The organism is Tenacibaculum sp. Mcav3-52 (genome assembly GCF_022347665.1).
In the GTDB taxonomy this organism is placed as follows: Bacteria; Bacteroidota; Bacteroidia; order Flavobacteriales; family Flavobacteriaceae; genus Polaribacter; species Polaribacter mesophilus.
In genome coordinates this window covers 528,956-553,610 of sequence record NZ_JAKRGE010000002.1, presented here as the reverse complement: position 1 = coordinate 553,610, position 24,655 = coordinate 528,956, and the positions used below count along the sequence as shown (strand labels likewise).

Genomic DNA, 24,655 nt, shown 5'->3' with positions numbered 1-24,655 from the left:
TTTCTTTTCTATAAAATACTCTGTACTCATCAAAAAGCTGAGCCAAACCTCTTAAATCTGATGTTTGTGCTTTTTTTATTATCATTATTCCGTTGTATTTATCTTATTTAGTGATTTATTATTTCTGCAAAATCATTGATATTATTTTATCATTTGTCTAAATGTTAGATTTACTCTTGGTGTGTGGATTTTCTTTGTAGTTGGAATATTGTGAATCCAATGCGATTGTGTTTGATCTTTCATTTCTAATAAATCGCCACTTTCAAGCTCAAATATTTGTTTGTGCTTGGTCTGTTTATGTTTTATAGCAAATTTTCTTTTTGCTCCAAAATTTAGAGAAGCTATAGAACCATTAGTTTTTAAATCTCTTTCGTCATCACTATGCCAAGCCATTCCTTCTGCTCCTGTATGGTACAGATTTAATAAAACTGAATTATATTCTTGTTGTGTTTTTTCTTGCACAATTTCTTTTAATTCAAGCAATAAAGGAGTCCATAAAAGTGCAGTTCTACTAATTTTTGAATAGGTGTATTCATACGGCTTATCAGCATACCAGGCTACTTTACGTTTAGTAATTATGTGCTTTCCAAAAATAATAGCTTCGTCATTTTTCCAAGCTATTTGTTCCATTAAGCTCTTATAATATGCATCACTTTGTTTTTGACTAAATATTTTACCCCAGTAATGTACGGTGCCATCATAAGGTAACCAGTTTTTTGTTGAATCTACTTGTTCTTGAAATAATTCCATCTTTTACTTTCTTAAAAAACAATCTAAGGTGTGGTCGTTAATCATACCAATAGATTGCATATAAGAATATATAATTATTGGACCAATGAAACTCATTCCTTTCTTTTTTAATTCTTTAGAAATCTGTTCTGCTAAAGAAGATGTAACCGGCAATACTGTTGCATCTTTGTAATGATTAATTATGGGTGTATCATTTATTTTACTCCAAATATATTTACTAAAAGAACCAAATTCTTTTTGAACTTCAATAAACACTTTTGCATTTTTAATAGCAGAGTTTATTTTTAATTTATTGCGTATAATTCCTTTATCATTAACCAGTCTGTCAATATCTTTTTCTGAATATTTGGCTACTTTATTAACATCAAAATTATCGAATGCTTTCCTGTAATTTTCTCTTCTTTTTAAAATGGTAATCCACGATAAACCTGCTTGAGCACCTTCCAAAATTAACATTTCAAATAAGGTTTTATCATCATATTTTGGTACTCCCCATTCGTTATCGTGATATTCTTGATAAACAAGGTCGTTGTTACACCATTTACACCTTGTTAGTTCTGCTTTGCCTTCTATAATTTATATTTATCAGTCATACAATGACCACAAGGTCTATAGTCATTTTCTATAGCTTCTTTTTTGCTTTTAAAAAACACTCGATTTTGGGTTTTCATTCGCTTGCCTGATTTACATTGAAGTGTGCCGTATATTTTCAATCGTCTATTTCCACCAAGAGTAATTTCTTTATTTTTAATTTTAAGAAACAGCTCTTTTTTATTTATGTCTGAATGTTTAATCATTAGCAGTTTTTACAGCTTCCCAACCCAAAATAGCCTTCTTTCTAATTGGATTCCAACGATAGCCACCCGTTTTTCCAGAAGATTGAATTACTCTATGACAAGGAATTAAATAAGCAATAGGATTACTTCCAATTGCTGTTCCTACAGCTCTTGAAGCTTTTGGTTTTTCAATTTTTTTTGCAATTTCTCCATAGGTAGCTAATTTTCCTTTAGGAATAGTCAATAAAGCCTCCCAAACTTTTAATTGAAAATCAGTGCCTTTTAAATGTAATTTTATTTTACTAAGTTTATTCCAATCATTTAAGAATACCATCAATATTTTTTGTTGAATTTTATCAACCTTTTGTTGGTAATTTGCATTTGGAAAACTATTTATCAAAACCTGTAAAGCCTCTTCTTTATTATCTACAAAAGCAATATGACATATTCCTTTTTTAGTAGTGGCAATCAAAATATCACCAAACGGAGTTTCGGCATAGCTATAGTTTATATTTAAGCATTTACCTCCATTTTTATATTCTCCTGGTGTCATTCCTTCTATGTTTATAAATAAATCGTGTAAACGACTAGTACCTGAAAGCCCTGTATCTAAAGCAGTATCAAACAATGTATTTTTATCTTTTTTAAGTTTGCTTTTAGCATAATTTACACTCAAAAATTGAATGTATTTTTTTGGTGTAACACCAACCCAATCTTTAAACAATCTTTGAAAATGAAAAGAACTCATATTTAAATGTTCAGCAATATCATCTAGAGTAGGTTGCTCTTTAAAATGTTCATCTAAATATTCAATAGCTTCTGCTATTTTATCATAATGATATGTGTTTGTATTATTTGACATAATTAATCTTGATATGCTTTTCTTTCCTTATTTAATTCTTCAATTAATTCGTCTATTTCTGTTTCGGTTGTATTGTAATTTGTAATACAAGCTCTAAATGTTGGAACGTTTTTTATAGGGTAAACCGATATCCAAGAATTTCCTTTAGCCAAAATGTTGTCTAAAATGGTTTTTGTGAAATTAGCATCCGATTCAAATTCTTGGTATGTAAAACAGATTACTGGTAATTCGGTACTGTTCTTAATAATCCAATTATTTTCTGTTAGTTTAGTTCTTAAATATTCTCCCATTTTAGCTTGATGATTGATTACTTTTTCATAACCATTCCAACCGTAAAATAATAAAGATGAATAGACTTTTAAACCTATAAATCGTCTTGACCATTGAATGGAATGTGAGAATGGTTCAACAATTTCTAATTCATTTGCCTCTTTAGGCATATATTCTGTGGTAATTCTAAATGTTTTGTTTAGAATTTCTTGATGAGAAGTCAAGAATACGCTTGTTCCCATAGGAACAGACATCCATTTATGTGCGTCAAAAGTTATTGAATCCGAAGCAGAAATACCTTTCAGTATATGTATTAGATTTGAACTTAAAACAGCTCCTCCACCATAAGCGGCATCAACGTGAAACCAAATATTATGTGTTTTGCATATTTTTGAAATTTCTTCTAAGTCGTCTATTGTTCCTGTTCCTGTTGTTCCTGCTGTACCAATAACCATTAATGGGCTATGTGTTGAATTATTTAGGTTTTTGATTTCTTTTTCTAATAAATCAGTGTCTATTTTTAAATCTTTAGTCGTTGGAATTGTTTTTACAAATTCATATCCTAAGCCTACAATTTTCGCTGCTTTTTGCACAGAATGATGTGCTTCTTGAGAACAAAAAATAACAGGTTTTTTATCTAAACCAAACATTCCGTTTTTAGCGAAATCAGGATATTTATTATTTAATGCAGATAATACAGCAGTTAAATTTGCTTCAGCTCCGCCAGTTGTAAAAACTCCGTCTGATTTTTTTGGATTTAAGCCAAATTTTTCAATAAACTGATTAATTATGTGAGCTTCTACTTCAACGGCAAAAGGAGCGTGACTCCAAGCTGCTAATTGAGGATTATAAGAAGCGGTTATAAAATCTGCAATAATTCCCGCAAAATTTGCTCGAGGATTAAATAAACCAAAATATTTTGGATGTGGTGTGTGAACAGAATAATTTTCAAGTCCGTTTATTATATGCTCTATAGCTTTGTTTGGTTCGGTTCCAGAAACTAAATTTTCAGATTCTATAATATTTCTAATGTCTTGTAAGTTAAGTTCTGGTGTAGTACTGTAATCTTTAGTATTAGTGTAAAAATGCTCTATTTTTTGTGAAACAGTATTTAGTATCTCTTTGCGTTGTTTTTCGTCAAAATCAAAATTCATTTTAAGTATTGTTTTATTTTTAGACAAAATTCTAAAATGTTTTTTTGCTATAAAACCCGATTCTTGCGGTTTTCTTCTAAATGACTTACAACGGTCTCGCATAACCGTCAGTTACGGTAAAATCAGCAGGATTTTTCCGCTGACGGTTAAAGTTAGTAAATAGGCGAGAATTTTCCAGTGGAAAATTCCGCCGTAATTGCGGTTATACATCTTAAGTTAGCTAGTGTTTTTTTAATATTCATTTTCGTTTTCTTCCAGTTTCATAGTTATCGGACTAAAAATTCCCTGATAGATAAGTCCCAGTTGAAGTCCGATGAATGGAATTATAAGTAATATTGTTTTCAGCCACGATTGATTCCATAATGCTTTTAACATTGGTGTCGATTCATTTCCACTAACCATTGTTGGTGGATTTTGGTAAATGAAATAATAGAAGTAGATAATTCCCAAAAGCCCAGCAATTGAGTGAGCAATAATACTAAACCAATTCAGTCGATAGAATTTCAAAATCAGGAAGTTGATTAGTGCTGGCAGAGAATTTACAAGAAAAGAAATTATTCCGATTAAGAATGTGTATCCGATTATTAACCAAATCCAGCTCAAAGAAAACATCCATAACATTAGAACCATTCCATAGTAAAGTCCTAAATAGGTCAGTAAATACCAAATAAACATTGTTATTGGTGTTAGTAAATATCTCATATTGGTTGGTTTTACATTATTAACTACAACTTGTTTATATAGATGGATAATACATCTTTATACACCTGTTTTGGTAGGTTTATAGTTGTACTTTATGTTTGTTTATACTTTATGAACTTACTAATAATAATTTAATTTCCTTACGGAAACCCATAATCGTAGCTATTTATATACTAAAAGTAGCTTTGGGTCGCTGATATCACCGCATGCTCCGAAGACACCGCGGCATGGGTCGCTGATATCAAGGCATGCTCCGAAGACACTACGGCACGGGGCGCTGATATCAAGGCATGCTCCGAAGACACTACGGCACGGGTCGCTAATATCACGGCATGCTCCGTTGACACTGCGGCATGGGTCGCTGATATCACGGCACGCTCCGAAGACACCACGGCATGGGTCGCTGATATCACGGCATGCTCCGTTGACACTGCGGCATGGGTCGCTGATATCACGGCACGCTCCGAAGACACCACGGCATGGGTCGCTGATATCACGGCATGCTCCGAAGACACCGCGGCATGGGTCGTTGATATCACGGCGTGCTCCGAAGACATCGCGGCACGATTAGTTAATATTTTTCACTACTATGTTGTTATTTTTTTTAATAATTACTATTGGTATAGTAGGGGATAAGCTAAAAATAGATTAAAGGCTTATTTTTGCATTGATAACTTTTTAAAATGCTGTTTAAACTAGAAATTCCCATACCAGAAAACCAACAAATTTACTTACCTATTTTAACAACAAAAGAGGTTGAACTTTTTATAAAAAGAGAAGATACTATTCATCCATTCGTTTCAGGCAATAAATTTAGAAAACTGAAGTATAATATTGCAGAAGCAAAACAACAAAAAAAAGAAACCTTATTAACTTTTGGAGGCGCTTTTTCAAACCATATTGCAGCTACTGCTGCTGCAGGAAAAATGGCAGGTTTTAAAACAATAGGAATTATTAGAGGTGATGAACTTGGAAAGGATGTAGCCAAAACACTTTTACAAAACGAAACCTTGAGAAAAGCTTACGAAAGTGGTATGCAATTTAAGTTTATTACTAGAGAAGCCTACCGAAGTAAAACATCTGAAGAATTTATTAATCAGTTAAAAAAAGAATTTGGTAATTTTTACCTAATTCCTGAAGGAGGAACAAATGCTTTAGCTGTAAAAGGTTGCGAGGAGATTTTAACAAATGAAGATGAAAAATTCAATTATATTTGCTGCGCAGTAGGTACTGGAGGAACGATTTCTGGATTGATAAATTCGGCCAAAAAGAATCAAAAGGTAATTGGGTTTCCTGCACTAAAAGGTGATTTCTTAGCAGAAGAAATAACACCTTATGCAAAAGAAAGTAAAAATTGGAACTTGCAAACCAACTATCATTTTGGAGGCTACGGAAAATATACTGAAGAGTTAATCCGTTTTATAAATGAATTTAAAGGGCAAACAGGTATTTTATTAGATCCAGTTTATACAGCGAAAATGTTATTTGGAATACTAGATTTAGTAGCAAAAGATATGTTTTCGAAAAACAGTAAAATACTAGTAATTCATACAGGAGGTTTACAAGGAATAGCAGGAGTAAACCAGAAATTAAAGGATAAAAATAAAGAGTTAATAAAGGTTTAATGAAAATAAAGGTAGTTTTTTTAGTAGTTTGTGCGGCAATATTTACAAGTTGCGGGTCGGGTAAAAATGTGGTGAAAAATACACCAAAAGAGGTGGTTTTAGAACCTAGAGAAGAAAAAATGCCTGAGTTACCACAGTTAGAGCAAATACAAAAGCCAATATCAACAACTACAAACCATACCGAGGCCTATATTCAAAAATTTGCACCAATTGCAGTGAAGAAAATGCACGAACATGGTATTCCTGCTAGTATTACCTTAGCGCAAGGAGTATTAGAATCGGGGAGTGGAAGAAGCCCTTTAGCTCGAAGATCAAACAATCACTTTGGCATTAAATGTCATAGAGGTTGGCAAGGTAATAGTGTAACTCATGATGATGATGAAAAAGGAGAATGTTTTAGAAAATATAAATACCCTGAAACTTCGTATGAAGATCACTCACAGTTTTTACTAACTCGTAAACGATATGCAAGTTTATTTAGATTAAGGCATACAGACTATAAAGGTTGGGCATACGGGTTAAAAAGAGCAGGATATGCAACGGACAGAAAATATCCTCAAAAATTAATTTCTATTATTACAAAGTATAACTTAGATAAATACGATCGAGTTAGAAGAGATGGTTCTTTAGCAGTAAAAACGCCAACGTATAAAACAACTTCACATAAAGTTCAAAAAGGAGATACGCTATACTCTATATCAAGAAGATATAATGTTTCGGTACAACAATTGAAAAAGATGAACGGTTTAAGTGATAATAACATTAGTATTGGGCAAGATCTATTGGTAAAATAAAAAAAGCGGAGTTTTACTCCGCTTTAACTAACCAAACCCCAATTAAAACTACCAAGAGTAATTTTTCTTTTCTGCTTGTTTTTTAATAGCTTTAATCATAACACTTTCTAACTCATTTTTTTTAGAACTTTCCCTTTGTTTTTTAGCTACATACTTTTTTCTTTTTTTATTTAATTCTTGAATTTTTTGTTGAATTTCAGTACGCTCTTTACGTTTTTTCTCCACATACATTTTAATTTCTTTGGCAGATTTGTTTTGTAACTGTTTAGGAAGCTGCTTCTTTTTTAAAGAACCATAATCAATTTCTTTTTCTTTTGAAGCATCCACCAAATCCCATTCAGCATTTTTATATAGTTTAGAGCTTTTAGTTACGGCACGTTTTACAACTACAGCTTCATCTAAACTCTCAGCATTCATGTCTTGCTTCGCTTGGTTACTATATTTAGAATATCCATAAGAACCATAGTGAATGTAGGTGGCATTTAAACGTTTGTTTAAAATAATAATATCGTTGTCATAAGGTGTTACAATATGTACAATGTGTTTGTTTTGATTAATAGTCATATAATCACCATCTCCATAAATAGCTCCGTCTTGCCATCTTCCAGTAATCCCTTGGTTATAATCACCGCAGAATATTGTGTTAACTATAATATCTTTTTCTTTAGCATTAGTAATAGCATCTTTATAGTTTACTTTTCCTTGAGTAAAAGGCTCGTTTCCGGCGATAAAAATCATTTTTAAATCACGTTTATTAGTTCCCCAATCCAATTCGTTTAAAGAAGTTTGTATTACTTGACCACAATATTCACTTCCGCCATTAGTGCTTAAAGAAAAAAGATGTTCAGAAATCTCATCTAAATCACTCGTAAATTGTAAAACCTGTTGGATATATCCTTCTTTAGGAGATAAACTTGAATTTCCGTATTCGTATAAAGCAATTTCTAAATTAGGAGTAATACCGTTGTATTTAGCATACGATAATTCATTAACAATTTCCCATAGTTGTGCTTTTGCTTGGTTAATGAGTCCGTCCATACTATTACTGGTATCCAGTAACAAAGCAACTTTAACAGTTTGTTTTTTTACCTTTCTTATAGGGGGGTTTTTGTTGGCAAACGTAGTTGTTGTTAGTAGTATTAAGCAAAAGAAAAATACTTTTAATGTGTGCGTTTTCATAATTTTTATTTTTAGTTATTAATTGGGTATAAGTTTGATTGGTGTTAATTTCTATTCAAAATTACTTCCAACTTTCTTCTTAAAAAATACAGAATGAGTGAATAGGTTGTTTCATTTAGGGAAATAACGAGTTAAATGAGCAACATCTATTTTTTGACTGTTTTTTGTGGAGTTTTAATGGTTTAGGTGTTTTTTTGTATGGCTTTTTGTGAGTATGTTTACACAAATAAAAAATTAATAAACATGAGAAAAGAAGTAATTTTAATATTCCTTTTTTTAGGAATTATATGTTTGAGTTGTGAGCCGAAAACCAGAAATGAAACTAATGAAATAACTGTTTTAGATAAAACTAAAAAAGAAATTAAAGTCGATACTTCTTTAATTAAAATAGCTGATTTACCTATACATATTGATAGTACAAATTATCTTATACACCCTGTAGGATATGGAAATAATAAGGAAGTAAATAAAAGCTATTTTTCATTAAGTAAAGGAGGAAAAACATATCATTTGACAGATTTCTATGATAATGAAATTAATGGAATGATGATTAACCTTAAATTTCAAAAATTAGGGTCAGATAAGTTTACATCATTAACGAAAGAAAATATCCATATATCTTCTGTAAGCTTTTTAAGAGAGATATTTAATGTTACAAAACAGCAAATATTAATGTATAAAGTTATTGATAGCGATACTAATGATGATAAAAAACTCGGTTATGAGGATGATATAAGTTTGTACTTAAGTAAAATTGATGGTACAAATTTTATTAAAATTTCACCTCAAAAACAAAAAGTAATAAATGTTAAGGAGTTAGTTGAAAATAAAAGACTGTATTTTAAAACAACAGAAAAAATAAAATCAGAAGAAGATAAATTACAAATACATTATTTTTATGTTGATTTAACTAATGAAAATTTTAATGTGGTTGAATATTTTCCAGTAAATGATTAAAAAAATATACATAGTATTTCTTTTCCTTTCATTCGCTGCTTTTTCTCAAACAAAGGAAAATACAGCTAAAGAGTTTTTAGTAAAAGTTCAAGTAGTTAGTAAAGAGACGCGTCAGCCTATAAAAGATGCGAGTGTAGAAGTAAATGGAAGAACATATCGATTTTCTGAAATAACGGGAAGCTATACTGTAAAAGCCACAGCGGGAAGTCAACTAGAAGTATCACATCCTAGTTTTAATCGTGTTTTTTATACAATTAGAGATGATGAAGATATAAAGGTGGAAGTAGAAGATTTTACGCCCCAAAAAAAATCAAAACTAAGCTCTTATAGTACAAGAAAACAAACAGGTTTATATTCACAATATTTAGATTCTGTTCAGTTTTATAAAAAGAAAAATATTGATAAGAGCTTGTCTTTTGTTGAAAAGACGTTGTTGATAGACCCAAATAAAAGCCAAAGAGCTACTGTGTTTAAAGAATTAGCTGAGGTGTACTTTTATTGGAAACAGTACGATTTAGCGGTTGAGAATTATCAAATTGCCTTACAAGAAGTAAACTCGCCTAGGCTTCGTTTGAAACTGGCAAAAGCAGCATTTTTATCGGAAGATTATAACAGTAGTGAACAAAACTATATACAAAGCCTACAAAGCGGGGTGCTTAATAATTACTTACGTTTAACTGCATACCAAGGATTGGGAGATGTGTACTTAGCTCAAAAAAACTATAACAAGGCTAAAGCAAACTACGAAAAAGGATTAGAAATTGCGAAAAAGAATTTAATCACACCTAAAATAACAGACTTAAACTCTAAGCTAGCAGAAGTTTTTGCAGCCCAAGGAAACACACAAAAAGCAGATGGCTATTTTAAAAACTCATTAAAATTAGCATCCGAAGAAAACAAAAAACGTTCGTTAAAAGAACAGCAAAAAGTAGCCGATTTTTATAATAAATCTCAACGATACGACGAAGAAATTCAGTTGCGAAAAGAAAGCCTAAAAGAAGCAGATAATATAGTTGTAGAAGCGGAAAGCAACGAATCTTTGGTAGATTCAATTACCTCACAAAAAATCAACTATAAAATAGGAAATGCCTACATGCAAAAATCTGAATATGAAGAGGCAATCCCGTATTTAAAAAAGAGTATTGCAGATGCGGATAAAAACAAAGACTTAATTATTCAAAAAGACGCGACTAAGCGTTTATCGGAAGTATATGCTACGGTTGGAGATTACACAGAAGCTCTAAAAACGTATCAAGATTATGTAAAATTGGTAGATACTTTATATTCACGAAAAGAACAGGAAATTCAACAAGTAAAACGTTTTAGTAAACGAATTTCAGATAGCCAAAACAGAATAGTAAGTTTAGAAAAAGACAAAGAATTAACAGATAGTAAAATAAGTTTAGCATACAAAGACCAGCAATTGGTAGAGGAGAGTAATAGACGTCAAAAATGGATTATTTATTCATTAATTGGAGGTTTTTTATTAATGGTTTTATTGGTGTATTTTATGTTTAGAACGAATAAACAACAAAAGTTAGCCAATAATTTATTGGCTTTAAAATCGATGCGGTCACAGATGAATCCGCACTTTATTTTCAATGCATTGAATTCAGTTAACAGTTTTATTGCAGTAAGTGACGAGCGAAGCGCAAATAGATATTTGTCAGAGTTTTCGGTATTAATGCGTTCGGTATTAGAAAATTCAGATGAAGATTTCATACCGTTAACCAAAGAAATTGAGTTGTTAGAATTGTATGTGAAGTTAGAGCACAACCGGTTTAAAGATAAGTTTGATTATACTATTAATATAGACAAAAGTATACCTTTAGATGAATATTCGATTCCACCAATGTTATTGCAACCGTATATAGAAAATGCAATTTGGCATGGACTTCGATACAAACAAGAAAAGGGAAAACTTCAAATTTCAATGCTTCCAAAAAACAATGATTCTATTACTATTTTAATTGAAGATGATGGGGTTGGAAGAGAGAAATCAATAGAAATGAAGACGAAGAACCAACTCAAACAAAAATCAAAAGGAATGAGTACAATAAAAAATAGAATTGCTATTTTAAATAATATGTATCAGGATAAAATATCTGTGGTGGTTTTAAATGCTTTTGAAGATGGAAGCGGAACTAAAGTAGCATTGACACTAAAAAAGGATAAAAATTAGCAATGAAAATAAAAGCAATTATAGTTGAAGATGAGCAAATAAGTAGAGATATTTTACGAAACTATATTACTAAATACAGTCCTAATGTAACCTTGTTAGGAGAAGCAAGTAATATTGAAGAAGCACTAAAACTAATTGAAAAACACGAATTGGACTTGGTGTTTTTAGATGTAGAAATGCCTTTTGGAAATGCTTTTGACTTGTTAGAAAAAGTAGAAAATCAAACTTTTGAAACAGTTTTTGTAACTGCTTACGATCATTACGCGATTGAGGCATTAAATAATCAAGCAACTTATTATTTGTTAAAACCAATTTCAATCGACGAGTTGATTAAAGCAGTAGGTATTGTAACTGAAATTAAAGAGAAAGAAAATGAGTTAGAAACTAATGTGTTAACTCCCAAAATGACTCATCAAGTAAATGGGAAAATTACGATTCCGCAACAAGATGGATTTGAAGTAGTAGCTGTTGAGGAAATTTTATTTTGCAAAGCAGATGATAACTACACGGAAATCTATTTTGATAATTCTAAAAAAGTGGTAAGTAAAACACTTAAATATTTTGAAGAAGCTTTAAAAGACAGTTCTTTTGTTAGGGTACACAAATCGTATTTAGTCAACGTTAATGAAATAGTAAAGTATAAAAAAGGAAAAGGAGGAAGTGTTGTGCTGTCAAACGAGAAAGAAATTATGGTTTCAGCATCCAAAAAAGCAAATTTATTATCATATTTTAAATAAAAATTTATGCCAATTATAAAACCAGTAAGAGGAAAACACCCACAAATTCCAAATGATTGTTACATTGCGGAAAACGCAACTATTGTAGGCGATGTGCAAATGGGGGAGTCGTGTAGTGTATGGTTTAATGCGGTGATTCGCGGAGATGTACACTATATAAAAATGGGAGATAAAGTAAATGTACAAGATGGTGCAGTAATACATGCAACATATCAAAAATCACCAACAACTATTGGAAATAATGTGTCTATTGGTCATAATGCCTTAGTACATGGGTGCACTATTCATGATAATGTGTTGGTAGGTATGGGAAGTATTATCATGGATGATTGTGTAGTAGAGTCAAATTCTATTATTGCAGCAGGTGCTGTAGTAACTAAAAATACACATATTGAAAGTGGAAGTGTGTACGCTGGGGTTCCAGCAAAAAAAGTAAAAGATATTTCCAAAGAACTTATTTCAGATGAAATTGATCGAATTGCCAATAATTATGTGAAATATTCAAGTTGGTTTAAAGAATAATGAAAAAATAAAAAAGCCTGGTTCTGTTTCCAAAACCGAGCTTTTTTTTCAATCAAAAACTAATCTACTATAAATCGATATTACTTATCGCTTTTATTTTCTTTATGATGCTTTCTTTTTTTGTGTATTTTGCGATCACCTTTCTTGCTATGTCTCTTTATTTTTCGAGCAGCCATTTTTTCATAACGTTCATATTGTTGCTCATTTAAAATACGTTTCATTTCAGTTTTGTAAGCAATTTGTTTGTCAAGCATTTTACTTTTCATAGCATATTTTTGATCAGCAGTAGGTTTAGTACCACTTTTTTTCATAGCTTTTCTTTTAGCCCACATTTCCTGTCTTTCAGAAATTTGCTCTGCTACTAAAGGCTTCACTTGTTTTTGTTGAGACTCTGTTAAATCAAGCTGTAAGGTCATTTTTTTTACAGCTAATTCTGTTTTTTGCTCTACAGTTAATTTTTCATGTTTAGTTTTATCTCTCTTTTGAGCTTGAGTAGTAACAGTAAAACCAACTGCTAAAATCAAGAGTGTTAGTGCTTTCTTCATGTTGTTAAATTTTAAGGTTTATTAATTATTTACGCTTCTAAGACCGTTGCAGATTAAAAAAGTTTAAATTTGAAACTATATTTAACATTTTTTTATTTTTTATGAAGTTAATTTTCAGAATTGCTGTAAGGTTTTTATTGGTGGTTATAGGAGTGTTTGTAATCTTCTTTTTTTGGGCGTCTTCACCAACAATTGATGAAGCAGAATATGCTAAAATTATTACGCATGAGTATGCGAGTACAACTGATAATGATTCAATCTATAGCATAGTAACCTACAATATTGGGTACTTAAGTGGGATGACAAATAACCGAGCAGTAGCAAAACCTAAGCAATTGTTTGAAGGAAATATGAAAAAGGTATTAACTGAAATAAAAAAAGTAAATCCAGATATTATAGCGCTTCAAGAAGTTGATTACAATGCAGCTAGATCTTATAAAGTAAACCAAGAAGAAAAATTAGCAGAAATAGGTTATAATTATGTAGCAAGAGGTGTAAACTGGGATGAGAATTATGTGCCTTTTCCATACTGGCCACCAAGTATGCACTTTGGTAAAATAGTTTCAGGTCAATCAATTTTAAGTAAATATGAGTTAAAAGATTATGAGCGTATCGTTTTAGAACGAGTAGCTGATAACCCTTTTTATAGAGACGCTTTGTATTTAGACAGGTTGGTACAAGTGGTAAAAGTTAAGGTAGAAGGAAAAGAAGTGGTAGTAATAAATTTACATTTAGAAGCATTTGATAAAGCAACGAGAGTAAGACAGTTTGAGTACGTATTGAATCTTTTTAATAAGTATAAGAGTCAATACCCTACAATTTTATTAGGAGATTTTAACTCAAAAGCTAGAGACAGTGAAGCCGTTATTCAAAAAATATTTGCAATGGATGGAGTAGGAAATGCTGCTTTCTCAACTGAAAATCCTGAGAATACTTTTGATACAAAAAATCCAGAAGAACGTATTGATTATATTTTTTATACCAAGGATTTTATAGAGTATGTAGAGGGAAGTGTATTAAAAAAGTTCGGACAGGCATCAGATCATTTGCCTATTGAAATGAAGTTTAAATTAAAAAAATAAAGAAGCTTGGTAAAGCTCCAAGCTTCTTTATTTAAATATAGAGTTGTTTTCAAAGCTACCTTACAATAAGATACTGTCTATAGTGGTATGTAGTTATACATATTTTTGTATTGAATTTAAACATTTTTTCTTTTCTTGGATTGATTTTCTCTTTTTACATAATCATTACCTAGAGCAATTTCTTTCATTTTTACTGCACCTGCTTCTTCTGCTTTATCCACAACAATAGATAAATTTTGGCTTTCTAAAATAGTTTTAATATCGTAAAATTCATCACACCAAATTTCTTCCTGATTTTTGTCTAGATTTGGACTGCGTTCATTATTTCTATTTTTATCGGCAACAACTCGTGCTTGAATGCGGCTTAGGTTTTTGGGACTCATAAACTCTACACCATATAACGAATTTTTAGCTTTTTTTACCACTAAGCTCCCATTTTCAACCCATGCAGTTTCCATTGTGTCATTAACTTCATAACCTGCATTTTGTAATGCCTTTTTAATAGCCTTTCGTCGAGTTTCAATAATGATTTTCTCCGAAACTTCAGTATACAAGTATTTGGCTTTTTCTAAGGCATCTTTTACATCATTTAGATTATCTGAATTAAGTAAGGCTATCCATTTATCAATAAAACTCAGATTCAATTCTAAAGATTCTAATTGGCCAATGGCTGTTTTGAGCTTTTCTTTAGCTTCCCGTAATGCCAATTGATTTTTACTGAACTCGGCTACCTGAATAGTTAATGAATCCAATAACAAATCGTAATTAGGAGCTTCTTCTTCTAATTCGGCACAACGATTCATAAATTCGTGTATTTTGTTCTGAGGAATTTCAGAAATATACATTTCCTTTAACGCGTTTTCTAACTTTTTTAGTCTGGAAATTACTTTAGGACGATTGGAACGCCATTTTTGTACAGACAGCAAACTGTCACCAGAAGATAATCGTTCTTGAATTGCTTTTTGTTCATTTGTCAGTGTTTGAGAATTAAAAGAAGCTTCTTTTAAAAGGCTGTACAAATAATCTACTTTTTCACGATATTCTTCTATTTCATTTATATTTGAAGGAGTGTCGAAGTCTTGGAAATCAATGCTTTTGTTTTTAAGTAAAAAGCGTAATTCGTTATGTGTACTCTTTAGGTTCTTAAATGATTCCCATTTAGAAGTCCTAATTTTAACTACTTTTTTCACCAAATTCTTTTTTTCCTTATCTAGAAACTCGATTTGTCCCGAAACTTCTCGCTCTATTTTTCTATAATCATCTTCTGAAATATTTTGGTAATACTCCAATGTTTCATCCAAAGCACCTTGAAGTTCTTCTGTAAACATATTATGTTTGATGGCATAAGCCTTCACGTGTTCTATTTTGTTTTTTAATCTAGTTAACCACCTTTTCTTTATCAATTTTCGCTCAGCTGGGGTAACGATTCGTACAACTTTTGGTCCGCTCATGGTGTGTTGTTTAAAGCATTTTGTATGGCGTGTTTCAGCCTTAATTTTTCATTATCTGTATCTTGTAACCACTTATAAGAGGTAGTTCTATGTATATGAGGAATCGATTTTTTTAAAATCAATGGGCGCCATATTTCACGATGTCTTGCATCTTTAAGTAATGAGTTTTGAGGTACATCACATTCAATTCCAATAACAAATCGTCCTGTGTTTTTATCTTCAATGGCTAAATCTAAATAAAAAACATTGTTATCATTATTTTCCACGGTTTCATAACCCAAGCTGTGAATGTAATTTCTAACAGTATTTTTAAAACCATCGTTATTTAGTGTTTTACTTTCTTCTATTTTTCTTGATGAAAGCCTTTTTAACGATTGATTAGCAACCTCTATTTGATTACTAAAATGTGTTTCGGTATATTTCAAATAGCCCTGAATATAATCCCTTGGTTTTGATGGAGATCGTCCTGTAGAAAGCATATCAGAAATATCTTTGATGGGCATTGAGGTGGCAATAACTACTTTATGTCTTGCTCTTGTAATAGCTACATTGAGTCTTCTTTCTCCACCACGATGCCCTAAAGCTCCAAAATTGCGGCGGAAAACTCCTTGTTTATTAAAACCAAATGTAGTGCTAAATAAAATCATATCACGTTCATCTCCTTGAACATTCTCTACATTTTTAACAAAAAAGCCCATGGCTTCTCCTTCTTGTTGTTTGTTACGTTCACGATTTAAAACTTCCATAAAAGCATCATCTGAAAGCGCTTTTTCTTCAATTTTATCTTCAATAAGATCTGCTTGTTTTTTATTGAAGGTTACAATACCTGTACTTAAAATTTCATTTTCAGGTAATTGCCAGTGGTTAAATAAGTATTCAATTAGCACTTCAGCTTCAGTTTCGTTGGTTTGTTCATTATAAACACCATTTACTCGAATGACTTCTAGAGGTTTTATTTTCTTAATTTCGTTTTTAGGGTGATAAGCAGGAATGTGTAATTGACCAGCATAAAAGGCATGGTTAGAAAAGTTGATAAGTGCTTTGTATTGAGAACGGTAATGAATTTGAAGTGTAGTGGTGGGAAGAACCGTTTTGGCTAATGTTAATAAATCTGGACAATCTTTGACTTCTTTTTTATTCCAAGCCTCTTCATATAGAGTTAATTCTTCTTCGGAATTATCCTCACTGAGTTCGATATTTATGCCTTCACTTTCGTCATCATCCATTTTATGACCAAAGAAGTTTGCCGGAGGCATTTGCTTTTCATCACCACTTACAATTACACGTTTTGCACGATAAAGTGAAGGGATTGAATGATCAATTAACATTTGAGAAGCTTCATCAAAAATTACTACATCAAACAATCCTGCTTGTAAAGGTAAAGCTTGTGAAACTACCTCTGGGCTCATCAACCAAATTGGACGAATATTCATTAAACCTAAATTGTCACCTAAATGAATAAATTCTCGTAGTTTTTTATAGTTCTGCCCTCGTAGACGTGTAATACCATGCCATTGTGACTTTGAGCCAATTTTTTCAAAGTCATAGTTTAAGTTAAGTAGTTCTTTGTTTAATGTTTTTATTTCAGCTAAACTATTTTCTAACAATCGTACATTTTGGTCAATTTCACTATCAGCCATTAGTAAGGCTGGTGTTTCTTTTTCAATACGTTGTTTCCAACCCAATAAACCTTCTCGTCGTATTGTTTTTTGGATAATTTTAGGCCAACGTTCAGAGGTGTATTGAGTAATTTTATTTTCGTAATTCCTAAAAATTGCTAAAAGTTGTAATGTTTTGTCTTCTTGAAGTTTATCTCCTAGTCTTATCCTAAATTTTTGATATGGAATAAAGTGGTTTATGTCTTGGGACATTTTTTGAATGACAGATAAATCGGTATTGTTATTTTTTATGTTTGAATGGAAAAAAATAAAACTAGAATCTATTAACCATTGTTTTAAGTCAGTTAGTTTTTTGTAGGATTCTTGTCTTTTTTCAAAACGATTACTAGCACTGCTTAATTCTTTTATGAAATTTTGAAATTCAGATTCTTTTCCGGATTTTAAAACTTTTTTAGCTTCATCTTTTAAAGGGCATTTTTTTAATGCTTTTACTAAAACAATCGTGTCTAATAGTTCGCTGATTTTATCACTAATTTTCACAGCAAGAAACTTAGGGTTTGTAATGGTTTCTACTGTATTGTTTAACTTTATTAATATATCATTAAAGTGATTTCGGTAAGCTCTAAAAGTAATTTCGTACTCAGAATTTGTTTTTAATAGTTTTATATTTTCTTTATTGGAGTGAAGTTCAAGTTCTTTTAAAACTTTCTTCAATAGAAATTGATGTTTCCATGTTAAAGGATTAAGAAACTTAAAAATGGATGTATTTAGATAGCTGTCACAAGCTCGAATTACTTCTTCTAGGATTTCATTATCAGTTTGTATTAACCAACTCGAAAAATAGATTTTTTTGTATTTGAAAATCAGTATTTTGAGGTCTGATAGTAATTGTTTTAGTTCATCAAGAATATCGTCACCAATGGACTTTTCATTGAATTCATCCCAAATAAAATCAAGCCAAATTTTAGCATTTTTAGCTTCTGTATCAGTAATATTTAGGAGTTTTTGTTCGTTTTTATACAGCCATGCTTTATAAAATTGAGCGTGTTCATTATCATAGACTCCTGTGGTTTGTTTTATACAATCTACTCTTTTTTCTTCAATCTCATTAAAAAGCTCTATATCTTGCTTAATTGCTTTTTTTGTTGCGTCATCATATTGTGTTATTTTTAAATTGGAAAGCGCATTATTTTCATATTTTGAAGGCACCCATTCACGCATTAACATACTGATTTCCGTTTCAAGAATGTTTAAATCATCTGCTGAAGTATTTTCTAGAAAATTTCGGGCTTCAGGAATATCAATATAATCACTATGTTGAATTTCAATAAGTTCAGATAAAATGTTTCGATAACTTGCACCTGCTTGCTCGTCCAGCATATGAATCTCTTTAGAAATTATATTCAATTTCGATTCGATTCTATCAATTTGTTTTGCCAAGTTATTTCGCTTGAATGTGATTTTTTCAAGAATATTTTGTTGCTCAGATTTGTTTAAATCGAAAGAAACCTGTTCACGAATACTTCGAATAATTTCTTGTCTATCTTTAGCAATATCAGTGATAGAAAGAGCTCTTTTTTCTAGACCTACAGCCTCTAGCCGTTTCATAATTACCTGAATTGCTGCTCTTTTTTGAGAGACTACTAATACTTTTTCCTTTCTACCAATACAATCGGAAATGATATTAACAATCGTCTGGCTTTTCCCTGTTCCAGGTGGACCTTCAATGACAATACCTGGTTTTATTCGACTATGCATTACTGCGTGTTCTTGTGAAGGATCTACATTAACGACAGTAAATCGATTATTTTCTGATTGTATGGGCTTATATTCGGGTGTTTGTGGCGTGCTTATTTTTAAAATTGGTTCCATAGCTGTTCCCGAATGTGGTAATTTTTGAAGTAAACGCAAATCTTCACTAATTGATTGACCTGTAAAATTGGCATTAAAAATTACTCCAGAGCTATGTAGTTCAAGACCTATATCTTCCATCATGTAAGTAACTTCAGGATGAGTAACAAGTTTTGAAGTTTTGTGTTTTACAAATGAACCGAAGGCATCGATAACCTCAGAAACACTTAGAGATTGCCTACTTAAAACCTCATTATAAATTTGTGTTATTCTTTTGTAATTTTCAGGTTCTAAGGAGCTTGAAAGAGCTGGGTTTAGTCGAATTTCTTCACGAACTTTGTCGAAACCAATTTTTAGTGTAGGGTTTGATCGGTATTTAAATTCCAGTGTAATTGGCCATAAAATAATAGGTAATATTCGGGGACGATTATTTTTTTTGAACTGACTAATTAGGAATGGAAACCCTAAATACAAAGAGTCTAAACCGGTATCGCGTTTAAAGTTTGCTGTTCTTAAAACTAACCTCCTTGTTCGGTAACTAAGTAATGGGTTTTGGCTGAAACTTAATGGATCTATTTTTTCCGTACTAGATGAGCGATTAATAATACTATTGAGTATTTTTTCTGAAGGTTTTAATGAGGTTCCTAATGTCTTTAAATCTAAACGAGGAGAATGTTTAGAAATAACTAATCTAACTAAAGGACCTCTAGAGGAAGTATGAATAATCTTTTTTTCAAAAAAGTTTAATAAACTAGAAGCATATTCATGCTTTGGTGGTGTAATCCATTTGTCTTTGGGAATAGATAAACATAAAATTGATTGCAATATGGGTAATCGTCTTTCTATCCTGAAACGATCTGCCCAACGATTTAAGTTATTGTTATCACTTAGTGAAAACCCTTCTAAAAGCTCGTGTAGAGATTCGTAAATTTCTAGTCTGGATTTTATTAGAGTTTCTCTAAAAAAACTTTCATTAGATTCAATTTTTATTTCTCTTGCCAAATTAGTAGCTTCTTTTACTAATTGATTTAAGGAGATAAATTGATCTTGTTGAGCGCTTAAAATAAGTATCAAATCTTCTTCACTAAGTCGGATGTCTCCCATTAAATCAGATAAACTGATGTTTTTGGCATCAGGATAAATTTGACGTAAAAGATTCAATTCAGATTTTAATCGTACCCTAGAAGTACTTAGTGTATTAATCTTGAGCTTGTCATTATCCAATTCAATACCTAAACTCTTTGCTTTTTGCAAAACATTTTGTTTTCTACTCTTGAGGTTAACCAACCATTTTTCACGTGAAAGTGTGTTTAAATAATCAGGAATGTTTCCTTCTATAAGCTCTGAAGCTAGTGTTGGGTTGCCAAGTAACCATGCAGGAATAATAATTTGTCCTCGCCAAGTAAGTGGTAAAGCTTCATTGAGGTGCATTAAAGCTAAGGAAAACCTCCACTCCAAATCGATATCTTCTTTAGAGCGTAAGTTTCTAATAGTAGCAGCTATTTTTCCTTCTCCAAGGATTTCTTTTACCCAATTTGAAATTTCACCAGAAGTAAATAAGGTCAAACCTTTTTCCCAATTATTTTCCTCTGCTGCCGCAAGTGCAAAATAGCTTACATTGGTGTAAGTTGTATCTCCAAGTTGGATGGTTTTTTCCTTTTTTTGATCAGTCCCCGAAGTAGCTTCTATAGGAGGAGCAACATATTCTTTATTCAGCCATTTTTCTACTTGTTCCCAGTGCCAACGTTTAAGAGGGTCTCTACATAACAAGCCTTTTAGCAATAAAAGTATACGTTCATCAATACCTTCTGGAATTTGAACGCCTCTGGTTACCAAATGGATCATGAAGGCCTTGTCATTAATGTTTTCAAAGAACGCTCCTTTGGTAATTTGCTCTAAAACTATCATTCCTAAACTCCACCAATCCGAGGCAGGACTTACTCCGCCAATGATAGCTTCCGGAGCTGTATACCGAGTTAATTGTATAGGGGTATCGGTATCAAGATCATAATCTGATAACCTTGCAGAACTGTAATCGATAATTACCAAATCGAAGGTTTCATTATCACGGATTAGAATGTTTTTAGGACATAAATTACGATGTCTAAAACCAGCTTCTGAGAAATCTCGTAGTGCTCGACCGATTTCGTTTACTAAAGTTTCGAGTCTGTTTTCTTTTATATATCCTAAATCATTGAGTGATCCTCCTTGGATATGTTCAGAAACTTCAAAAAATCGATTGTTCCAATAACCTGTTTTTACTAATCTAGCAATATGATCAACATCTGCTCGGTGCAGTACATCATAAATTGTTTTATCAGGCTCAGAATTTTCATGATAATAAGTTAAAAAAAAGTGTTTTTCATTAGTGTCTTTAACTAAAAAACATTCTTTGGTAGCTCCTGAAATCTCGATAGGTTCAATAATGGTGTATGCATCAATTTTCTTGAGGGCTTCTTCTTTAATTGTTAATTCTTGAATGTCAGCACCACATTCCATGCACATAAAATCGTCTTCTCCAACTTCATGTCCGTTTTCACAAAGGCGTTTGATTGATTCTTCAGCTTCAGGATGAATTTCGATTCGACCGCCTACTGGAGTTTGGGGTACATTCATTAATAACCAACTACATGTTGAATTACTGATTATGTTTTGGCAATACATTTCGGTTACTGGTCGTTCAGTATTACATGCAGGACAAAGTCGTATGTGTTTCATTTCTTATGTTGCTTTATCACCGCTTGAGTATTGGTTATTTCAACGTTGTTTTGTCGAAAACTTTCAGTTATTTTATTCATTCCATTAATAGGTATGCCTGCCATCCAAAGAGTCTCATTATTAAACTGAATGTCTAATTTACTTTCGGGTTTTTTGTTTAAATATTTAGCAAAGCTTTGCGCTCCTAAATTAGTAAGAAAATGAATTTGTTGATTGTCACTTCCTAATAAAGCTCGAGTTTGGGCTTTTGTATAGTCATAAGGTTCAGAAATTAACACATCGATTAATTTCTCCTGAACAACTTTTTTATATTTTAATTCTTGGAAAGAGTATCCACTGTAAACTAACAAGGAAAGTTTATAAGGTTTAAGAAATTTTAGCAAATTTTGTAAAGCAGGTTCTTGATCAAAGGGTTCTCCGCCGGAAATAGTAATTCCATCGCATGTTGGAAGCCACTTTTTTAATAGATTTTTTACTTCTTCTATATTTATTGAATTGGTTTTGAATTGCCAGGTATCTGCTGAGATACATCCTTCACAATGTAGAGAGCAGCCTTGAAACCAAATGCCAACTCTTTGCCCTGGACCAAGTGTAGTTACTGGAAAGTGTAAACGAGAGATTCCTATTTTCATTCAATTATTTTTTAGTTAGATGAATGGTAGTACTTCGGTTTTCAAAAGAAATAGAAGTTGCTTCTACCGTTTCTCCCTTGTCTGGATTTAAAGAGAACAAAGCTCTAGAGAAAGGTGAGATAAAATGGTACTCAATTTTATTTCTAATGCCTCTACCACCATTGTTTAAATCAGCAACAGATAATTCTTTTAATGTTTGCATCACTGTGGGGTGAATATTTAGTGTAATATTTAATTGTTTTTGAATCCCCTTTATATTATTTTTCATCATCATATCAAAAATCATTTCACCAACATCTTTACGTATATAATCAAAAATAATAATGTTGTCTCCAATTCTATTGAGGAGTTCAGGTCGATTGAGTTCAAACTTAAAATAGCGCTCAATTTCATGTCGTACTTTCTTTTCAACAGTTTCAAAACTATCTTTATAAGTCACATTTGGTAATCGTTCACCAGTAGTTGAATTTTTATAAATTCCAAGGTTTGATGTAAAAATTATTAGTGTCTCAGAGAAATAAACGGTGTCTCCTCGTCCACTCGTAAGAACCCCATCATCTAGAATCTGAAGAAATTTATCTAATATTCTAGGGTGTGCCTTTTCAATTTCGTCAAATAAGACTACACTAAATGGTTTTTCTCTTATAGCATTGGTGAGTTCGCCACCAACATCGTAACCCACATATCCTGGAGGAGCACCGATTAACCGTTGATCGGAATGTTCAGCGCTGAACTCAGACATGTCAAACCGAATATAGGCACTTTCATCACCAAATAATAAACTGGTTAAGGTTTTAGCTAATTCAGTTTTTCCAACACCAGTAGGCCCTGCTAAGAAAACTACACCTCTTGGGCGATTATTTCTTTTAGAATTCCCCACTCCAGTGATGGCTCGCTTTACAATATCCATGATATGTTGTACAGAATGATCTTGTCCAATAACACGTTCTTTGATAAAAGCTTCTCCGTTTTCAATTTTGCTACGTTGAATTTTCATCCAAGGGTCTTCAGTTACACCTACTTTGTATCGCCGTACTGCATCTGCTATCATAGATATTGGTATGTTTTCTGACCTTGCTAGTTCTATAATCGCCACTAAGTCTAACAATAAAAGACCTTCAGTTTCTTCCACAAATTCAGTAACTATAGTATCTACATTAGTTTTATCTTTACTTAGGCTCTCCACAATCGGGTGAACCAATCTTCTACGAGCAATGTGATTAGGTTTTCCAATAGGTATATGTCTTATTTTAGGGTTGTTAACCACCATCCAATCGGGTAAGTCTCCCTCTTTATCAACTAACCATATTACAATGTTGTAATACGGATTAGGAGGGTTACCGTAAGGTTTAGTTTCTGTAGTTTGAGATAAGATATGAGCTATACTAAAAGAATCGTGTTCTGCTTTTACCAAATTTTCAACATTTATTAAAAACTGAGAAGCGAAATCGACAATTAACCCAATGGGTTCATCAGGATAGTGAATAATCTTTTGTAATACCGTATTAAAGGTTTGTAAATCGTTATAGACACCTTCTTGCTGAAGAGGAATTTGAAGTTTTTGAAAAAACACTTTTTTTTCATCTGAATTTCCTGTAAAAAAGGGAATGTCAAAACCACTTAACGGGTTATAGTAAACCACATGTGTATACCCTATGTTTTTTAATTCAGAATCTATTACATTTTCTAATCGATGCCAACTGTAGCTGCCAAAATCGTTCTCCAGTAACTGAAAATCCTTAATATTACCCGAAAGAAAAAATTGACTTTTTAAAGGAACAAACCTTCTAAAGTCTTGTAGCCATCGAGGTTTGGTGTTATTCATTCTTGTTTTTGTTTTAACTCATTTATTACAATTTTTGAAGCGTTTAATACTTAATCTAAATTAACTGTTATATATCGCTTAATTTGTTAATTAAAGTATCATAGCGTTTACTGTATTTAGATTGGAAACTTAATGAGCTGATTAATATTTTTATGTCTTGCAATTTTTTCTTCTTCCTTAACCTTACTCATTAACACACTTTCAATACTCTACTACCTGAGAAGTATCTCAAGAGTATGACTCATTGTTCTTTTCATACGATAAGGTTCCTAAGTATTTATTGGTCTTGTTTTAACATGACCAATTTAAAAATAAACAAATATATAATTACAAAAACGATTAAAGAAAATTAAAGAATATATAAGTTTTTTAAAAAAGTAAGTATTTATAAATCATGTTTAGTGAGGTGTTCAGCGGTAGAT

At 31.7% G+C, this 24,655-nt stretch carries 19 protein-coding genes; 7 read left to right on the top strand and 12 right to left on the bottom strand.

The window, feature by feature from the left end; translation table 11 throughout:
* Positions 1-141: 141 nt before the first annotated feature.
* The 6 genes from MHM83_RS08505 to MHM83_RS08480 all read right to left on the bottom strand — a co-directional run bounded on the left by MHM83_RS08505 (position 142) and on the right by MHM83_RS08480 (position 4,514).
* Positions 142-750: an alpha-ketoglutarate-dependent dioxygenase AlkB family protein gene (locus tag MHM83_RS08505; RefSeq protein WP_239179246.1), complete on the bottom strand. Its 609-nt coding sequence runs from the start codon at positions 748-750 to the stop codon at positions 142-144.
* Positions 751-753: 3 nt separating this feature from the next.
* The gene (locus MHM83_RS08500) at positions 754-1,323 is read right to left on the bottom strand and encodes a DNA-3-methyladenine glycosylase I (RefSeq protein ID WP_239179354.1); all 570 of its coding nucleotides are present in this window, start codon (positions 1,321-1,323) and stop codon (positions 754-756) included.
* Positions 1,320-1,547, bottom strand: coding sequence for an Ada metal-binding domain-containing protein (locus tag MHM83_RS08495; RefSeq protein WP_239179244.1), 228 nt, complete (start codon positions 1,545-1,547; stop codon positions 1,320-1,322). Before MHM83_RS08495 ends, MHM83_RS08500 begins: the two co-directional genes overlap by 4 nt.
* Positions 1,540-2,388 (bottom strand): methylated-DNA--[protein]-cysteine S-methyltransferase, encoded by an 849-nt coding sequence (locus MHM83_RS08490; RefSeq protein ID WP_239179242.1) that lies wholly within the window; start codon positions 2,386-2,388, stop codon positions 1,540-1,542. The genes MHM83_RS08495 and MHM83_RS08490 overlap by 8 nt, the downstream gene beginning before the upstream one ends.
* A 2-nt stretch (positions 2,389-2,390) precedes the next feature.
* Positions 2,391-3,812 (bottom strand): pyridoxal phosphate-dependent decarboxylase family protein, encoded by a 1,422-nt coding sequence (locus tag MHM83_RS08485; RefSeq protein WP_239179240.1) that lies wholly within the window; start codon positions 3,810-3,812, stop codon positions 2,391-2,393.
* Between the two features lie 231 nt (positions 3,813-4,043).
* Positions 4,044-4,514 (bottom strand): hypothetical protein, encoded by a 471-nt coding sequence (locus tag MHM83_RS08480; protein ID WP_239179238.1) that lies wholly within the window; start codon positions 4,512-4,514, stop codon positions 4,044-4,046.
* Positions 4,515-5,197: 683 nt separating this feature from the next.
* On the opposite strand from MHM83_RS08480, the gene MHM83_RS08475 reads away from it, so the two are divergent.
* Together MHM83_RS08475 and MHM83_RS08470 are read left to right on the top strand one after the other, a co-directional pair.
* The gene (locus MHM83_RS08475) at positions 5,198-6,139 is read left to right on the top strand and encodes a 1-aminocyclopropane-1-carboxylate deaminase/D-cysteine desulfhydrase (protein WP_159489740.1); all 942 of its coding nucleotides are present in this window, start codon (positions 5,198-5,200) and stop codon (positions 6,137-6,139) included.
* Positions 6,139-6,933 carry a glucosaminidase domain-containing protein gene (locus tag MHM83_RS08470; RefSeq protein ID WP_073181756.1) on the top strand — a complete coding sequence of 265 codons (795 nt, stop codon included), beginning with the start codon at positions 6,139-6,141 and terminating at the stop codon, positions 6,931-6,933. The genes MHM83_RS08475 and MHM83_RS08470 overlap by 1 nt, the downstream gene beginning before the upstream one ends.
* Before the next feature lie 48 nt (positions 6,934-6,981).
* Here the strand turns inward: MHM83_RS08470 and MHM83_RS08465 are convergent, their stop codons facing one another.
* On the bottom strand, positions 6,982-8,112 hold the full coding sequence (locus tag MHM83_RS08465; protein WP_239179236.1) for a vWA domain-containing protein: 1,131 nt from the start codon (positions 8,110-8,112) through the stop codon (positions 6,982-6,984).
* Positions 8,113-8,355: 243 nt separating this feature from the next.
* On the opposite strand from MHM83_RS08465, the gene MHM83_RS08460 reads away from it, so the two are divergent.
* Genes MHM83_RS08460 through MHM83_RS08445 form a run of 4 tightly spaced genes read left to right on the top strand, consistent with a single transcriptional unit; the run spans position 8,356 to position 12,510 of the window.
* Positions 8,356-9,069 (top strand): hypothetical protein, encoded by a 714-nt coding sequence (locus MHM83_RS08460; protein WP_125064433.1) that lies wholly within the window; start codon positions 8,356-8,358, stop codon positions 9,067-9,069.
* Positions 9,062-11,251, top strand: coding sequence for a tetratricopeptide repeat-containing sensor histidine kinase (locus MHM83_RS08455; RefSeq protein WP_239179234.1), 2,190 nt, complete (start codon positions 9,062-9,064; stop codon positions 11,249-11,251). Before MHM83_RS08460 ends, MHM83_RS08455 begins: the two co-directional genes overlap by 8 nt.
* Positions 11,252-11,253: 2 nt before the next feature.
* Positions 11,254-11,988 carry a LytR/AlgR family response regulator transcription factor gene (locus MHM83_RS08450; RefSeq protein ID WP_239179232.1) on the top strand — a complete coding sequence of 245 codons (735 nt, stop codon included), beginning with the start codon at positions 11,254-11,256 and terminating at the stop codon, positions 11,986-11,988.
* A 6-nt stretch (positions 11,989-11,994) separates the two neighbouring features.
* Entirely contained in the window at positions 11,995-12,510 is a 516-nt protein-coding gene (locus MHM83_RS08445) for a gamma carbonic anhydrase family protein (protein WP_073181751.1), read from the top strand.
* 80 nt (positions 12,511-12,590) lie between these two features.
* Here the strand turns inward: MHM83_RS08445 and MHM83_RS08440 are convergent, their stop codons facing one another.
* Positions 12,591-13,055: a hypothetical protein gene (locus MHM83_RS08440; RefSeq protein ID WP_159489746.1), complete on the bottom strand. Its 465-nt coding sequence runs from the start codon at positions 13,053-13,055 to the stop codon at positions 12,591-12,593.
* A gap of 101 nt (positions 13,056-13,156) precedes the next feature.
* On the opposite strand from MHM83_RS08440, the gene MHM83_RS08435 reads away from it, so the two are divergent.
* On the top strand, positions 13,157-14,137 hold the full coding sequence (locus MHM83_RS08435) for an endonuclease/exonuclease/phosphatase family protein (RefSeq protein WP_239179230.1): 981 nt from the start codon (positions 13,157-13,159) through the stop codon (positions 14,135-14,137).
* A 116-nt stretch (positions 14,138-14,253) separates the two neighbouring features.
* Here MHM83_RS08435 and MHM83_RS08430 read toward each other — a convergent pair whose 3' ends face one another.
* From MHM83_RS08430 to MHM83_RS08415, 4 genes are read right to left on the bottom strand one after another with little or no spacing between them, the layout of a single operon-like run.
* A complete protein-coding gene (locus MHM83_RS08430) occupies positions 14,254-15,588 on the bottom strand; it encodes a hypothetical protein (protein ID WP_239179228.1) in 1,335 nt (444 codons plus the stop codon).
* A complete protein-coding gene (locus MHM83_RS08425) occupies positions 15,585-21,776 on the bottom strand; it encodes a protein kinase domain-containing protein (protein WP_239179226.1) in 6,192 nt (2,063 codons plus the stop codon). The genes MHM83_RS08430 and MHM83_RS08425 overlap by 4 nt, the downstream gene beginning before the upstream one ends.
* On the bottom strand, positions 21,773-22,408 hold the full coding sequence (locus tag MHM83_RS08420; RefSeq protein ID WP_047788531.1) for a 4Fe-4S single cluster domain-containing protein: 636 nt from the start codon (positions 22,406-22,408) through the stop codon (positions 21,773-21,775). The genes MHM83_RS08425 and MHM83_RS08420 overlap by 4 nt, the downstream gene beginning before the upstream one ends.
* 4 nt (positions 22,409-22,412) lie before the next feature.
* A complete protein-coding gene (locus tag MHM83_RS08415; protein WP_239179224.1) occupies positions 22,413-24,233 on the bottom strand; it encodes an AAA family ATPase in 1,821 nt (606 codons plus the stop codon).
* Positions 24,234-24,655 lie beyond the last annotated feature (422 nt).